At 55.3% G+C, this 14847-nt stretch carries 15 protein-coding genes; 11 read left to right on the top strand and 4 right to left on the bottom strand.

Annotated features, from left to right (window positions below):
- Window positions 1–18: 18 nt before the first annotated feature.
- From IPN69_22850 to IPN69_22820, 7 genes are all read left to right on the top strand, one after another.
- The gene (locus IPN69_22850; GenBank protein MBK8813547.1) at window positions 19–1212 is read left to right on the top strand and encodes a CoA transferase; all 1194 of its coding nucleotides are present in this window, start codon (window positions 19–21) and stop codon (window positions 1210–1212) included.
- Window position 1213: 1 nt separating this feature from the next.
- A complete protein-coding gene (locus tag IPN69_22845) occupies window positions 1214–1429 on the top strand; it encodes a hypothetical protein (GenBank protein ID MBK8813546.1) in 216 nt (71 codons plus the stop codon).
- Between the two features lie 3 nt (window positions 1430–1432).
- On the top strand, window positions 1433–2311 hold the full coding sequence (locus tag IPN69_22840) for a hydroxymethylglutaryl-CoA lyase (protein MBK8813545.1): 879 nt from the start codon (window positions 1433–1435) through the stop codon (window positions 2309–2311).
- Between the two features lie 165 nt (window positions 2312–2476).
- The gene (locus IPN69_22835; GenBank protein MBK8813544.1) at window positions 2477–3937 is read left to right on the top strand and encodes an aldehyde dehydrogenase; all 1461 of its coding nucleotides are present in this window, start codon (window positions 2477–2479) and stop codon (window positions 3935–3937) included.
- 121 nt (window positions 3938–4058) lie between these two features.
- Window positions 4059–4277 (top strand): hypothetical protein, encoded by a 219-nt coding sequence (locus tag IPN69_22830; GenBank protein ID MBK8813543.1) that lies wholly within the window; start codon window positions 4059–4061, stop codon window positions 4275–4277.
- Between the two features lie 48 nt (window positions 4278–4325).
- Window positions 4326–4778 (top strand): DUF3598 family protein, encoded by a 453-nt coding sequence (locus tag IPN69_22825; GenBank protein MBK8813542.1) that lies wholly within the window; start codon window positions 4326–4328, stop codon window positions 4776–4778.
- 65 nt (window positions 4779–4843) lie between these two features.
- Window positions 4844–5581: a hypothetical protein gene (locus IPN69_22820; GenBank protein MBK8813541.1), complete on the top strand. Its 738-nt coding sequence runs from the start codon at window positions 4844–4846 to the stop codon at window positions 5579–5581.
- Between the two features lie 138 nt (window positions 5582–5719).
- Here the strand turns inward: IPN69_22820 and IPN69_22815 are convergent, their stop codons facing one another.
- Entirely contained in the window at window positions 5720–6745 is a 1026-nt protein-coding gene (locus tag IPN69_22815; GenBank protein MBK8813540.1) for a hypothetical protein, read from the bottom strand.
- Between the two features lie 118 nt (window positions 6746–6863).
- On the opposite strand from IPN69_22815, the gene IPN69_22810 reads away from it, so the two are divergent.
- The gene (locus IPN69_22810) at window positions 6864–7727 is read left to right on the top strand and encodes a polyphosphate kinase 2 family protein (GenBank protein ID MBK8813539.1); all 864 of its coding nucleotides are present in this window, start codon (window positions 6864–6866) and stop codon (window positions 7725–7727) included.
- 218 nt (window positions 7728–7945) lie between these two features.
- Here IPN69_22810 and IPN69_22805 read toward each other — a convergent pair whose 3' ends face one another.
- A complete protein-coding gene (locus IPN69_22805) occupies window positions 7946–8104 on the bottom strand; it encodes a hypothetical protein (GenBank protein MBK8813538.1) in 159 nt (52 codons plus the stop codon).
- Window positions 8101–8799 (bottom strand): hypothetical protein, encoded by a 699-nt coding sequence (locus IPN69_22800; protein MBK8813537.1) that lies wholly within the window; start codon window positions 8797–8799, stop codon window positions 8101–8103. The genes IPN69_22805 and IPN69_22800 overlap by 4 nt, the downstream gene beginning before the upstream one ends.
- Window positions 8800–8998: 199 nt before the next feature.
- Here IPN69_22800 and IPN69_22795 point away from each other — a divergent pair, with 199 nt between their 5' ends.
- The 3 genes from IPN69_22795 (at window position 8999) to IPN69_22785 (ending at window position 13293) form a co-directional block, all read left to right on the top strand.
- On the top strand, window positions 8999–10645 hold the full coding sequence (locus tag IPN69_22795) for a PAS domain-containing protein (GenBank protein MBK8813536.1): 1647 nt from the start codon (window positions 8999–9001) through the stop codon (window positions 10643–10645).
- A 63-nt stretch (window positions 10646–10708) separates the two neighbouring features.
- Window positions 10709–12097, top strand: coding sequence for a sigma-54-dependent Fis family transcriptional regulator (locus IPN69_22790; protein MBK8813535.1), 1389 nt, complete (start codon window positions 10709–10711; stop codon window positions 12095–12097).
- Window positions 12098–12162: 65 nt separating this feature from the next.
- The gene (locus IPN69_22785; GenBank protein ID MBK8813534.1) at window positions 12163–13293 is read left to right on the top strand and encodes a thermonuclease family protein; all 1131 of its coding nucleotides are present in this window, start codon (window positions 12163–12165) and stop codon (window positions 13291–13293) included.
- A gap of 34 nt (window positions 13294–13327) precedes the next feature.
- Here the strand turns inward: IPN69_22785 and IPN69_22780 are convergent, their stop codons facing one another.
- A complete protein-coding gene (locus IPN69_22780; GenBank protein MBK8813533.1) occupies window positions 13328–14758 on the bottom strand; it encodes a family 10 glycosylhydrolase in 1431 nt (476 codons plus the stop codon).
- Window positions 14759–14847: the final 89 nt, after the last annotated feature.

Raw genomic sequence — 14847 nt, 5'->3', positions numbered from 1 at the left:
AATAGTTGGATTAATTGAATGACACGACCACTTAAAGGATTGAAAGTACTGGAAATGGGCCAGCTTCTCGCTGGACCGTTCTGCTCCGCGATGCTCGCCGGATTCGGCGCCGACGTCATCAAGATCGAAAAGCCGAAGACCGGTGATCCTTTGCGCGTTTGGCGAAAGCTCCACAAGGGAACGTCCCTCTGGTGGTATTCGATGGGCCGCAACAAGAAGTCGGTAACGCTCGATATGACCAACCCGAAAGGCCAGGAGATCGCGCGCCGGCTGGCGGCGAAAGTCGACATACTGCTCGAAAACTTCAAGCCCGGCACGATGGAAAAATGGGGAATGGGTTTCGAATCCCTGCGCGAAAGCAACAAAGGGCTGATAATGGTGCGGGTTTCGGGTTACGGTCAAACCGGTCCGTACGCATCGCGGCCGGGCTACGCGAACGTCGCCGAGGGTTTCGGCGGAATCCGGTATATGTCGGGTTATCCGGACCGTCCGCCGGTTCGCACCGGACTCTCGCTCGGCGACACTCTTTCCGGGCTGCATGCCGCGCTCGGCGCGCTGACGGCCGTTTATCATCGCGACGTGAACGGCGGCGAAGGACAGATCGTCGATGTCGCGATCTATGAGTCGATCTTCAATATGCTCGAGTCGACGCTCGCCGAATACGACAAACTGGGCGTCGTCCGCGAGCGTACGGGCGCGAAACTCGAAGGCATCGTTCCGACATCGACCTATCCGACGCGCGACGGCAAATTCATCATCATTGGCGGCAACGGCGATTCGATATTTCGACGTTTGATGGCACGGATCGGCCGCCACGATTTCGCCGCGCATCCCGAGATGCAGGACAACAAGGGCCGCGTCGTTCACGAGCAGGCGATCGACGACGCGATCACCGATTGGACGCTGACGCAAGACTACGACGATGCGTACGCCGCGATGCTCGAGGCCGAGGTCCCGTGCGGTCCGGTCTATTCGATCGCGGATATCGCCGGGGATGAACAATACATTGCCCGGGGACTGTTTGAGTCGGTCGAGATCGAGCCGGGCGACACGCTCAAGATCCCGGCCGTGCTTCCGAAACTGACCGCAACTCCGGGGGGAACGGATTGGATCGGTCCAAAACTCGGCGAGCATAACGAAGAGGTGTATCGCGGATTCTTGGGGATGTCGCAGGCCGAATTTGAGGATCTTGTGGCACAGGAGATTATTTGAGATGCGAACCCTCGGACAGATAGTTTTGTGGATCGGATACGCGATGCTCATCACGTGCTTGATCCTGTTCGTCAACTATTTTCTTTTTGGGGTGAAACCGAGTTACGGCGATGTCGATCTCTGGCGCGGTCCGGTTTTGCCGTTCTTTTTGCTGATGGGCGGCCTTCTCGTGGCGTTTACCGGGTTTATGATCAGGGGCGCCTTTTCAAAAAAGTAAGAAATGACAATCTTCCCGAAAGAGGTGGAAATCATCGAAGTAAGCCCGCGCGACGGGCTGCAGATGCTGCCGAATTTTGTTCCGACGGCCGATAAGATCAAACTCATCGAACTCGCGAAGTCAGCCGGATTCCGACGCATCGAGGCGGTCTCGTTCGTCTCGCCGAAGCACGTTCCGCAAATGGCCGACGCCGACGCGATATTGCAGTCGATCGGCGACGATCCCCTGATCGACGAGGTCGCGCTGGCGCTCAACGAACGCGGGTACAAGCGCGCGATCGAAGCCAACGTCGACTGGATCTGTTACGTTATGGCGGCGACCGAGACGATGAGCCAAAAGAACGCCAACACGACCGTTGCCGACGGGCTCGCGACGACCAAACGCTGCATCGCCGAGGCGCACGCCGCCGGGATCAAGGTCCGAGCGTCGATCGCCGTTTGTTGGGTCTGTCCGTACGAGGGCATCGTCTCGAAAGACCGCGTCCTCGAAATATCAAAAGAACTTGCCGACGCCGGCGCCGACGAGATCGCGTTCAACGACACGGTCGGCCGCGCCGTTCCGAACGATGTCTTCGAACTCTGCCGAAGCGCATCGGAATCGATGCCAGGTCAGCAGTTCGCAGGACATTTTCACGACACCAACTTTACCGCGCTTGCAAACATCTACGCCGCGCTTGAAGCCGGTTGGACAAGATTTGATTCATCCGCCGGCGGACTCGGCGGTTGTCCTTTTTCGCCCGGTGCGAGCGGGAACATTGCGACCGAAAAGGTGGTCTGGATGCTTGATCGAATGGGAATCGAAACCGGGGTCGACGTTGAGAAACTCGCGGAAATGGTTCATTTTGCCAAACAGGTCGAGCGGGCGGGAAGGCAGGCCGCGTAGATTCCCGGTTGAATTCCGGAGATCAAGCTGGAATCGACGGCTACCGACTATCGACTGATCACTATCCGCTACCAACTATTCCGAAGATCTTCCGGTCGATTCCTCGGCGACGTTCGTTTTTGGAGTTTTGAATTCCTTTTCATATTTGTTATAAGTATAAGACAAATGCGCGCGATAAATCATTTCATCAACGGCGAAAGCGTTCCGTCGAAATCCGGAAAGACGTTTCTTTCGGAGAATCCAGCGACAGGCGAAACGATTGCCGAGGTCGCGCTTGGATCGGCCGACGAAGTTGAGCTCGCGGTCCGATCGGCCGATGACGCGTTCAAGGTCTGGTCGCGTGTCGCGCCGGCCGAACGCGGGAAGTTGATCTACAAACTAGCCGATCTTCTAATGGCGCGCCGCGAAGTGTTTGCACGTGCGGAATCCGAGGATTCCGGCAAAACCTACCAGTCAAATTTCAATATCGACGTGCCGTTCTGCGCCGATTTCTTCCGCTATTACGCCGGGGCCGCGGACAAGTTGAGAACACCCGTTCCAAATAATGAGCCCGGCGTCCATCGCTACGCCGTTCGCGAACCGTACGGTGTCATCGGCGCGATCGCTCCGTGGAACTTTCCGCTCGTAATGGCGACGCTCAAACTGTCGGCGGCGCTCGCGTGCGGAAACTCGGTCGTAATGAAGATGGCCGAGCAGACGCCGGCGACCGTGACGATGCTCGCCGAACTCGCGGTCGAAGCCGGAATTCCGCCGGGCGTTTTCAACGTCGTTCACGGATTCGGCAACGAAGCCGGTCAGGCGCTTGTGCATCATCCGAAGGTCAAAAAGATCGCCTTCACCGGATCGTCGGCGGTCGGAAAGATACTTGGCGAACAGTGCGGACGGTTGACGAAGCCCGCGTTGCTTGAAATGGGCGGAAAATCGGCGAACATCATCTTTGCCGACGCCGACATCGATCTCGCGGTCAACGGCGCATTGCAGGCAAGCCTTGGGAACAACGGGCAATTCTGCCTCGCGGCGTCGCGGATACTGGTCGAGGAATCGATCGTGCCGAGATTCACCGAGGCGCTCGTCGAAAAGGCGCGTCGCATCAAACTCGGCGATCCGTTCGACCCGTCGACCAATTGCGGACCGATCATCAGCCAGAAGCAATTCGATCGCGTGACGGGTTACGTCGAGGTCGGAGTAGCGGAAAACGCGAAGCTCCTGACCGGGGGCAAGCGTCCGGCGGAACTCGGACACGGGTATTTTCTCGAACCGACAGTCTTCGGCGAAATGACGCGCGAGATGCGAATTTGGAAGGAAGAGATCTTCGGGCCGGTCGTCGGAATCACGCCGTTCAAAACCGAGGACGAAGCGATCGACCTGGCGAACGACTGCGATTACGGACTCGGAGCGTATTTTTGGTCAAAGGACGTCGATCGCGTCCATCGCGTCTCGGCGGCGCTCGATGCCGGCCTCGTTTTCGTTAATATGCCGGCCTATATGACTCCGATAATGCCCGCCGGGATCCGCAATATGAGCGGAACAGGGCAAAATTTCGGACTCGAAGCGCTCGAGAATTACACGAAACTCAAGGGAGTTTACATCAACTACAGCGGGAAGATCTTCCCGTGGCTTACTTGATTTTGGATTTTGGATTTTGGATTTCGCGATTTTGGATTTCAGATCTTGGATCATGGAAATTTTGGACTCTTAGATCTTGGAATCCGCAATGTTGATCTTGGAATCTGGAAACTCTTGAAACTTGAATCTTAATCTTGGAATCCGGAATGCTGATCTTGGAATCTGGAATCTCTGGAATCTGGAATCTCTGGAATCCGGAATCTCCGGAATCCGGAATCTCTGGAATCCGGAATCTCTGGAATCCGGAATCTCTGGAATCCGGAATCTCTGGAATCCGGAATCTCCGGAATCCGGAATCTCTGGAATCCGGAATCTCTGGAATCTGGAATCTCTGGAATAGGGAATCCGAATGTTGGTGTTGAATACTGAATCTTAAGGAGTTGAGGCTATGAGTGAATCATCACAGGGAAATGTGCCGTTTCCGGTTTTTTTGCGGCACGACGGAGTTTGGGAAGGAACGTACACATTGATCGAGGCGAAGACGGGCAAGATCCTTGATCACCACCGAAGCAAGTTGACTTGCCGGACCAACGGAATCGATCAGTATTTTCAGCAAAACGTGTACACCTGGGACGACGGGCGTCAGGAAGTAAAAGAATTTCCCGGCGAACTGAAAGACGGTTGGCTCAAGTTCGACAATCCGCGTCTCAAAGGCGAATCGTGCGAGGTCGACGCGAACACGATCTTTCTGACCTGGGTTTACAAGGATCAGCCGAATAACAGTTATTCCGAGATCATCACGCTCGAGTCCGACACGCACCGCTGTCGCACGTGGCAGCATTTCGAAAACGGCGAGTTCGCGAAACTGACGATCATCGACGAGCGCAAGGTGAGTGCATAGTGCATAGTGAAGTGCAGAGTGGCATGCTGCGCGGTAGATGCTTCAGTTCACGTTCTTTTTTTGAGATGAATTACTTTCGAACCCTTTTTCTTATCGTTTTTCTTGCCGCGACCGCGGCCGGGCAGGATCTGACCGCGCTCGAGATCGCTAAAAAGACGATCGCATCGTCCGGAGGCGAAACCTGGCGGAGCCCGAAGTCGCTCGAGTTGTCGGGGACCGCGACGCTCTATTGGGGCGATAAAGCCCACAAAATGAGTACTTACAAGATGTGGCGCGTTTTTCCCCAAGCGAATGACAATGCGCGCAACGCCAACGGCAAGGTGCGGTTTGACGCTTTCGAAGGCGATAAGTTGTTTTTCAAGATCTCGTTCGACGGCGCGAACACTTCGCAGTTTTTGAGCGAGGAAGCAAAGACGCACGAAGAACTACTCCGTTGGGGGAACAACTTCGGATTCTCGATCTTTCGCTACGTCGAAAACGACGGCTTCAATATCGTTCGCTTGCCGGACGACAAAGTTGACGGGCATCCCTGCTATCTCATCAAGATCACCGACCCGAAAAAGAGCGAAACCTTATTCGGGATCGACAAAAAGTCGTTTCACATCCGATACGCCGCGTTCAAAACGCCGATCGGTTTTCATCAGCGCATCTACGATGATTTCAAGTGGAACAAGAATCCACGGTTTCTTCAGCCGCGGAGTCTTCGGATCTTCAACGACGGAGTCAAGATCGCCGACGTTTTTTGGTCTGAATTCAAAGTCAACCAACCCATCGCGGACGATGTTTTCACGCCTCGGAGCTAGTTTCGGATGGAAATCAAAAAGCCGTGAATCGCTGCGCGTTCGCCGATTACCACGACGGATGCCCGCGAATTGTTCGCTGCTTGCCCGCCCGCTCACGCCGGCGGTACTGACTGCTCTCACTCGTGGCGTTTCTTTTTTCTAGTGCAGGTTCTTTCTTAGAAAACTCACGATCTTGTAGCCGTCGAGATACACCCAGGGCTTTTCGCCGAGAGTGTAATGTCCGCACGGGAGCGCGGTCCGGCTGTGTTTGATGTTGTTTTCGCGCAGAAGAGCGAGAGTCTGACGCGAGAGTTCGATCGGAAAGCTCAGATCGTAAAGCGTGTAGATGTAGCGCTGCGGCCGCGCCGACTGTTTGCCGAGCTTCTCCATATATCCGGCCGGCGAAATCGGTAGCCAGTATTCGCGGAGCTGTTCGAGCTCGACCGCTTTGTGGATGCTTTCCTTGACGTGGTAGGTCGAAAGCCCTTTCCAGACGACGTCGGCGAAATAGCTTGAAACGTGATTGAACACGCCGGCTTCGATGTTGCGATCGTGGACGAAACTCAAGAATCCGACGCAACTGCCGATGCTCGTGCCGACGAGTCCGACCTTTTCAAAGCCCTGCTCCTTCAGCCATCGGACCGCCGCGCGCGTGTCCAAGACCGCCTGCCGAACGGATTGAAGGGTTTGCCCGACGTTCGGCGCGACGAGGTAGTCCGCACGTTCGAGCGGCGGCGGCATACGAGTTTCGTGATACGGCATCGTCAGACGCAACGCCGAAATGCCGACCTTTCGGAAAACCTTGCAGAGGTCGAAGTATGTTCCTTCCTTCGCATTCCAGTGCGGCAAGACGACGACGGCCCTCTTTTTGTCTTTTTCGTTCGGAAAAAAATGAGCTTGGACCAGATTGTTCTCGGCGTACGGCGATTCGATCGCGCTTTGCCAGGTCAAAGTTCGGAGACCGGCCTTGAGGTGGCTATCGTCATAAGCGATACGTTCCGGAAGCGCGAAAAACGCATCGCTGTCGGCGATCGCTGCTCGCGAATAATCCGCGAAGAACGATGCCGGGTCGACAACATCCGAATCGGTGACGAACTCGGTTCCCCACTCAAACGGACGCACGACGCGATTGTCGTTGAGCATTACAAAATGGCGTTCCCGCGCGTGCATATAGCGTCTGAGCATAAGGCTTAATGGTAGGAAAATGCGGGGACGTTGGCAAACGCTCGCGAAATTGCCGAGCAATCGCCCCAATTAGCAGTTTTTCAAATTGAATCGTATATTGAGTAAAACGGAGGCAACTATGAAGATCGACAAATTTCTTGTACCCGAAGGCAAAAAGTTCAGACTCAAAAAGCACAAAACCGATTTTACCGGAGGTCTTAACCAGGCAAAGGCGGTCACTTTGCTTGAAAAGAACGTCGGCAAGATGGCGGAACTCCAGGACATTCTTTACGCGCAGAACGTTCACGCGCTGCTGATCATCTTTCAGGCGATGGACGCGGCAGGGAAGGACGGCGCAATTGAGAAGGTAATGTCGGGGCTTAACCCGCAGGGCTGTCACGTGGTCGCGTTCAAACAGCCTTCGTCAGAGGAGTTGGACCATGATTACCTTTGGCGTTGCGCGAAATCACTCCCCGAGCGCGGCCGCATCGGGATTTTCAACCGTTCGCATTACGAAGAGGTGCTGGTCGTGCGCGTTCATCCGCAAATCCTTCAAAATCAGCAGCTTCCGGAAAAGGCAAAGGGCCGCGGCGTCTGGAAGCGCCGGTTTCGGGAGATTCGAAACTTCGAAGACTATCTGTCCGACAACGGGATCCACGTTGTAAAGTTCTTTCTCAATGTTTCAAAGGAAGAACAGAAACAACGCTTTCTGGATAGGATCGCCGAGCCTGAGAAGAACTGGAAGTTTTCCGCCGGAGACGTCAAAGAGCGCGCTCTATGGGATGACTATATGAACGCCTATGAAGAAGCGATCGGTGCGACCTCGACCGAAAAATCTCCCTGGTACGTGATTCCGGCCGACAACAAATGGTTCACGCGTTTGGCGATCTCGGAAGTGATAGTGAAGAAGCTCGAATCGTTGAAACTGTCGTATCCGACCGTCTCGGAAACGGCGATGACTGAGCTTCTCGAAGCGAAAAAGCTGCTGGAAAGCGAAGATTAAGAATTCCAGATTCCAGGATTCCAGGATTCCAGGATGCCTGAAATGCGAAGCCTGAAATGCGAAGCCTGGAATGCGAAGCCTGAAATGCGAAGCCTGAAATGCGAAGCCTGGAATGCGAAGCCTGAAATGCGAAGCCTGAAATGCGAAGCCTAGAAGGCGAAGCTGAAATGCGAAGCCTGAAATGCGAAGCCTGAAATGCGAAGCCTAGAAGGCGAAGCCTAGAAGGCGAAGCCTGAAATGCGAAGCCTGGAATGCGAAGCCTGAAATGCGAAGCCTGAAATGCGAAGCCTGAAATGCGAAGCCTGGAATGCGAAGCCTGGAATGCGAAGCCTGGAATGCGAAGCCTGAAATGCGAAGCCTGAAATAAAGAACTTCAAACCGGAATGAGAATCACGATCTCGGCACGCTGCTTGGCATCGTCGAGGAACGCTTCGAGGTTTTCGGCGACGCGTTCCTCGGTTAGTATCTCAATTATTTCGAACCGCTTATCATCGAATGACGGCATCAAGAGTCCCGGATAGCGCTTGCGAAAATCCGGAGCAAAGACCTCATCGTAGTATTTATTCTCTTCTTCCGCCGTGATCACGACGAACGAACGGAACCTGAAATCCAGGTACTGCTCGATCTTCACACGCTCTTCCATCATCCGCTCGAAATTATCGTCCTTGACGGATTCAAAGCCGACCAACCGCAAACGTTTTTCAAATTCGGCGGTCGACGGGAAGAGTTCGAGCACGCGGTTGATCTCGCGGTTGATCTTTTCTTCGCTCGGCGGAGCGCCCGGCAGACGCTTTGCTTCGATGGCGATCAGACGTTGGTTGACCACGAGTTCGAGCGCACGGTTTAAGTCTTCCGAGGACGGCGGATCGATCGTCACCCGCGGCTGCAAGGCGAGCGTCCAGAGAAGGTCCGAATAGGTGATCAGCTCCGGTGTTCCGACACGGTCGTCAACCGTCGCTACGGTCTTGTCGACGACGATCTGAGCGGACAGTTGGATAACTCCAGCGATGAGGCCCACCGCAAGCAGAAAAGCCTTGCAAATCAAACATTTCCGGGCAGTTGCGAATCGCATAAGCATATCGTTTTTCGATTTTGGGACTAATTCGGCCGAGTGTCAAATTTGTCGTCCCGAAACTGTTAAAACCGTTGACAAAATGTTTAAAATCCTTTTTAATTTAGTGGGAAGTATTTCTTCACTTCCAGGTTCTAATACCGACCTCACCTATCAGATGCCGAAATCCTTCGATGGTTTGAATAGCCCGGAACAAAAAATGTTGACTCCGAAGACCGTAAAACGCCAGCCGAGATCGTACGCGCCCAAGCAGAACGACTCAGACGCGTCGGCGGACCTAAAATTCATTACCGAACTCGGGCGAAGTCTGTTGTTCACGGTGCATCCGAAAAAAGTCGCCGCGCGCGTCGCGGAGGCCATTCAGTTGGAGACCGCGGCCGATGTTTGCGCCGTGATCGTCGAATTGGAGCACATCGGTCTCGTCAGCTACACTTTTACGCACAACGGCCCCGAACCGGAAAACGAGTGGATCGACAAAACGCGCTTCCGCGAATGGGGCGAAATTCTTCCGCCGCAGGTTTCGTACGTTTCAGAGTCGGATTTTCTACTCCGCACCGGACTTCATTCCGTTGAATACGTCTCACCGCTCCATATCAACGGCGAGATCAAAGGCGCAATCGTCTGCGGATTCGTGAGCCGAACCGATTGTTCGGAACGCTCGAAGCGGATCATCGACGCCGCGACGCAGTTGGCGGCGATGAGCATTAACCTGTCCGCCCATTACGAGGCCGCGATCAACGATTCGATCAATCGCGCGCGCGAGGAACATCGAAAGTTCACCGAAGCCGTGCTCGATGCGCTGCCGGTTTCGATCTACGTCATCGACCGCGACTATCGGATCGTCAGTTGGAACCGTCACCGCGAGATCGGAAATCAAGGTATGGTGCGCGACTCGGTCATCGGCCGAAACGTCTTTCAGGTTTTTGCGAAGTATCCGCAAGGCAAGCTCCGCCAGGAATTCGAACGCGCGTTCGAAACCGGCCAGATCGAACGCATCGAACAACAGACGGTGGCCGACAACGGTGCGACGCAGCATTGGATGGTCAGCAAGATCCCGATGCGCAATCAGTTGACGGGCGATGTGACGCATGTCATAACCGTCGGAGAAGACGTGACGATGCGCGTCGATGCGATCCACGCCGCCGGACGTGCCGAAAAACTCGCGGCGGTCGGCCGGCTTGCCGCCGGAGTGGTTCACGAGATCAACAATCCGCTGGCGACGATCTCGGCTTGTGCCGAATCGCTCGAAACGCGCGTCAACGAAGGCGAGTTCGGATCGATGCCCGAGATCGAAGACCTTCGGGAATATCTCGGATTGATCCGTAGCGAGGCATTTCGCTGCAAGGCCATCACCAACGGTTTGCTTGATTTCAGCCGGGTTCGATCCGGCAACCGGCTTCCGATCGATATCGCCGATCTCCTGCAGTCATCGGCTAACCTTGTTTCGCATCAGAAGCGTGGAAACGCGATTACGTTCAAGTTCGACATCGCTGCGGATCTGCCGGCGATCAACGCCGACGGCGGACAGATCCAGCAGGCGATCATCGCGCTTGCGACCAATGCCATCGATGCGATGCCCAATGGCGGAACGCTCACGTTCAAAGCTTACGCAACGAACGAACAACGCGTGACGATCGAAGTTCAAGACACCGGTATTGGAATTCCGTCTGAGAATATGTCGAAGGTCTTTGAGCCGTTCTTCACCACGAAAGAGGTCGGCAAAGGCACCGGACTCGGACTCGCCGTTTGCTATGGCATCATCACCGAACACGGCGGACGTCTCAGCGTTCGTTCGAACCTCGGTATTGGCACGACATTTACGATTTTCCTCCCAAATAGGATATGAGCTCAGGAATTACCGGAAGCCTCCTTCCGGGAGTTTCCGAGATTCCCCAACTGGATAACTGTTATGGCAAAACTCCTCGTAGTTGACGACGAAAGCAATTTGCGGCTTGTGGTTCAAAAAGAACTGAGCCGGCAGGGCCACGAAGTTGAGACGGCTCCTGACGGCGAAACCGCTTGGGAAGCGCTCGAACAGGAAGATTTCGACGTCCTTCTGTGCGACATAAATATGCCGCGGCTCGACGGCATCGGTCTTTTGCGCCGTTTGCGCGAAAAATCGCAAAATCCGCCGGAAGTGATAATGCTCACCGGCCAGGCGACCGTCGAATCCGCGATCGAGGCGATGAAGCTCGGTGCTTACGACTATTTGACGAAGCCGTATCGAATCACCGAACTCTCGGTGCTCGTGCAGCAGGCCGCCGAAAAGCAAAGGCTCAAGATCGACAACCAGCGCCTGCGGGCGCAGATCGAGCGCACGACGAACAAGAATATGCCCGAGATGGTGGCCGAATCGCCGCAAATGAAGGAAGTTCTTAGGCTCGTCCAGCGCGTCGCGCCGACCGACACGTCGGTTCTGATCACCGGCGAATCGGGAGTCGGAAAAGAACTCGTCGCGCAAGCGCTTCATCGGCTCGGACGACGCAAAGACAAGACATTTGTCGATCTCAACTGCGCCGCGCTGCAGGATAATCTTCTCGAATCTGAGCTCTTCGGACACGAGGCCGGGGCGTTCTCCGGCGCGCGCGGGCGCAAACTCGGACTCTTCGAGATCGCTGACGGCGGAACGATCTTCCTCGACGAAATTATGGAAATGCCGATGCAGCTTCAGTCGAAACTGCTCCGCGCGCTTGAAACGCGTTCGTTCTTCCGTGTCGGCGGCGTCAAAAAGGTCGAGGTCGATGTCCGTCTCGTCGCTGCAACGAACCGGAATACGAAGAAGGCCGTTTCGGAAGGCGTCTTTCGCGCCGATCTTTTGTATCGAATCAACAGTTTCGAGATCAACATTCCGCCGCTCCGCGAGCGCCGCGAGGACATCGAACCGCTCGCCAACCATATTCTGAACAAGGTCGCCGGACAAAACGCGCCGGAATTGACACCGCAGGTGATTGAGATCCTAGCCGCGTACAGTTGGTCCGGAAATGTCCGCCAACTCAAGAACTGTCTCGAACGCGCGGTCTTGTTCTCGGAAAACGGAAAGATCACGATCAAGGATCTGCCCGCCGAGGTCGTCAATCGGATCGCCGAACCGAGCGTCTCGGTCGTTTACAACGAGCCGAACGATCTCGCAGTCAATTCGTTCCATAATTCGCCGGCGAATCTTCGCGACGTCGAACGTCAGCAGATCATCGGAGCGCTGGAGAAGACGGGATGGCACCGCGGCAAGACCGCCGAACTCCTCGGCATCTCGCCATCGACGCTTTACCGCCGTCTGCGCGAATACAATCTAGACGTTTAGACGGCAACGATCCGGGCCGCTTGCGACTGCGGGCCGGTCACGAATGCAAAACAACGGAGTCAGTTATGTTCAAATCCGGGATTCAGGACCCACAATCGAAAATCGACGCCAAGGCGGTGATTCTGATCATCGTCGTCCTGTTCCTGACGGCCGTTTCGGCGTATCCGCAAAGCGCGTTTACGGGCCGGGTCGTTCAGGTGATCGATGGAAAATCCTTCGTGATCGAAGTTCCGAACGCGCGGATCACGGCGGTTCTGCAGTACGTTGAGGTTCCGGAACCGGACCAGCCGCTGGCGCAGACGGTCAAGGACCATCTTTCGGCGATGATCTTGAATCAGACCGTGGAATTCAAACCGCTCGGGTTCAATACCGAGAAGACGATCGGAAAACTGACGCTCAAAGGCGTTGATGTCGGCCAGCAAATGCTGCGCGACGGCGCGGCGTGGCACGCGGTTTATGAAAAGAACGGTCAGCCGGCCGCAGAGCGTGCGATGTACGAAAGCAACGAAGCTCAGGCAAAGGCCGAGAAACGCGGCGTCTGGGGCGTTCAGGATCTGAAGCCCGCGTGGGAATTTCGCGCCGAGAAGGAAAAAGCGGAGCGGGAACGGAAGCGCTTGGAATACGAGCGCGCGGCGCTGCTGGTTTCGCAGAATCGAACCGTCAAAGCGCCGACGCCTCCGACGTCGGCGGTTCAGAATTACGCGAGTTTCGACGCTTGGTCGGACGTTCGGAGCATCGACAAGGAAGCCGGAGTCGGGGGCATCATCAGAAAGTATGACGCGGCGCGGCGATTTGGCTACAATCTCACGACGCAGGCACAGATCACTGTTTCGGGTGTCGCCAAGCCGCCGTATCTCGATTTCCGGATGGGTTATGTTTACGGTTACAACGCCAACGGCAAAGTCGCCGGATGGGCGATTGCGATCCTCTCGGATGCGGATGAATACAAGTTCGCGAAATCGAACAATCTGACGGTCTTCGTTGGCAAAGAGAAGATCGAGCTCGGCAAGGCATACAGGTTCTTTGGCGATACCGGCGCCGCGCGGCGCGAGACGTTGGTCTATCTGATCAATCGCGCCAACCTGTTGAAGATCGCCAACGCGTCGGACGTCAAAGTAAAGGTCGGCGCGTTTAACGGAAACCTCGGCAACAAACTCCAAAATCTTGCGAAGAATCTTCTGAATTCAGCCGAATAATCGTTTGGAACTCCAAGCAGAACTCCAAGCGGATTCAAGGCGATATCTTCCCCAAGCGGTCAACGCTTTTGATGATTATCGTTTCTATCTTGCGGCTCGCCGTGAGCGCGATCGATGTCTGCGAAGCGGGCACGATCGAGTAACTCCAACCATCCTTGTCCTTCGCGTAGACGATGAACCAAAACGCGCGTTTTGCGCCCGTTTCGGCCCATTTGGCGCGGACGAACTCGGCATCGCGCGTGACCGTTGTCTGCGGCGCGGCCGGCGGCGCGGATTTGATCCACGGGAACTCGGGGATGATCGCCGCGCGTTTGTATTCGCCATCGCGCAACGCCTTTTGAATCCCGCCGAAATCGCTCCGCACCGACTTCAGGCTGAATTGTATGTTCCCCGGCGAGGTTTGGATCTCGCGGCTCAATCTGATCTGACCCGTGATCTCGGCGGCCGAAAAACTCTCTTTCGGATCGTTTATCTTATATGTTCCGAGTCCCGCCCAGATGTGACGCTTCTTCACATTCTTGTCTTCCCACGATTTGAGCAACAGCGGAAACTCACGGTTCTTGCGGTCGGTCTTCCAATAAAGTTGCGGCACAAAATAGTCGACCGTCCCGTCGCTCAGCCACTTTGCCGCGTCCGCGTAAAGGTTCTTGAAGTTCTCTTCCGCAACCCCGAACGGCGAGATGCCGTAAAGGATTTCGGGCTTGATGCGTTTGATCTCGCGGCCGACCGTTTCGATGAACTCGTTCACGTTCCAACGCCGCCAATCGTCGCGTTCGAGCGGGATCCGGCGAATGTTCGGACCGCTCAGTTTTTGGGCTTCGGCAAGATAATCGCGCCAGTTTCCGCCGTCTGGGAACTCGACCTTCGCGCCGTTCTCGGTGATCGGATACGGATAGAAATAATCGTCGAAATGCACTCCGTCGATGTCGTATCGCCGGACGACATCGAGAACGACCTTGAGCGAATGCGCGCGAACCTCACGGTCGGTCGGATCCATCCACTGATATTTGCCGTATTGCCGCACCAGGTCGGGCCGGCTTTTGGTGATGTGATCGCCCGAAACGGTCTTCGCCGCCGGGTGATATGCGCGATACGGATTGAACCAGGCGTGGACGAGGATTCCGCGTTTATGCGCTTCACCGATCAAAAACGCGAGCGGATCGAACCTTTGCGGTTTGCCCATCTCGCCGGTCAGAAACTCTGACCACGGTTCGAGCTTGGATTCGTATATCGCATCCGCCATCGGTCGCACTTGAAACACGACAGCGTTCATATTGAGCGACGCCGCGAGTTCGAGATCGGCGATCAGTTCCTTTTTCTGATCTTCGACGGGCAGACCTTTTTTGGTAGGGAAGTCGATGTTATCAACGGTCGCGATCCAAACGCCGCGAAACTCGCGCTCCGGCTTGGGCAACGTGCCGGCGGCCGAGGCGGAAATCGAAGCAAGCAAGAAAAGAATCAGCAACCGTAGCAACATAAAGGAATCATAAGCAACTGAACCGCGCTAAACAACACGAAAATCCTTCGTGCGATCTCGCGCGGCTTCGTCGTTAA

The sequence above is a fragment of the Acidobacteriota bacterium genome (assembly GCA_016715115.1).
Classification (GTDB): Bacteria; Acidobacteriota; Blastocatellia; order Pyrinomonadales; family Pyrinomonadaceae; genus JAFDVJ01.
This window is presented reverse-complemented; position numbering and strand designations above follow the sequence as displayed.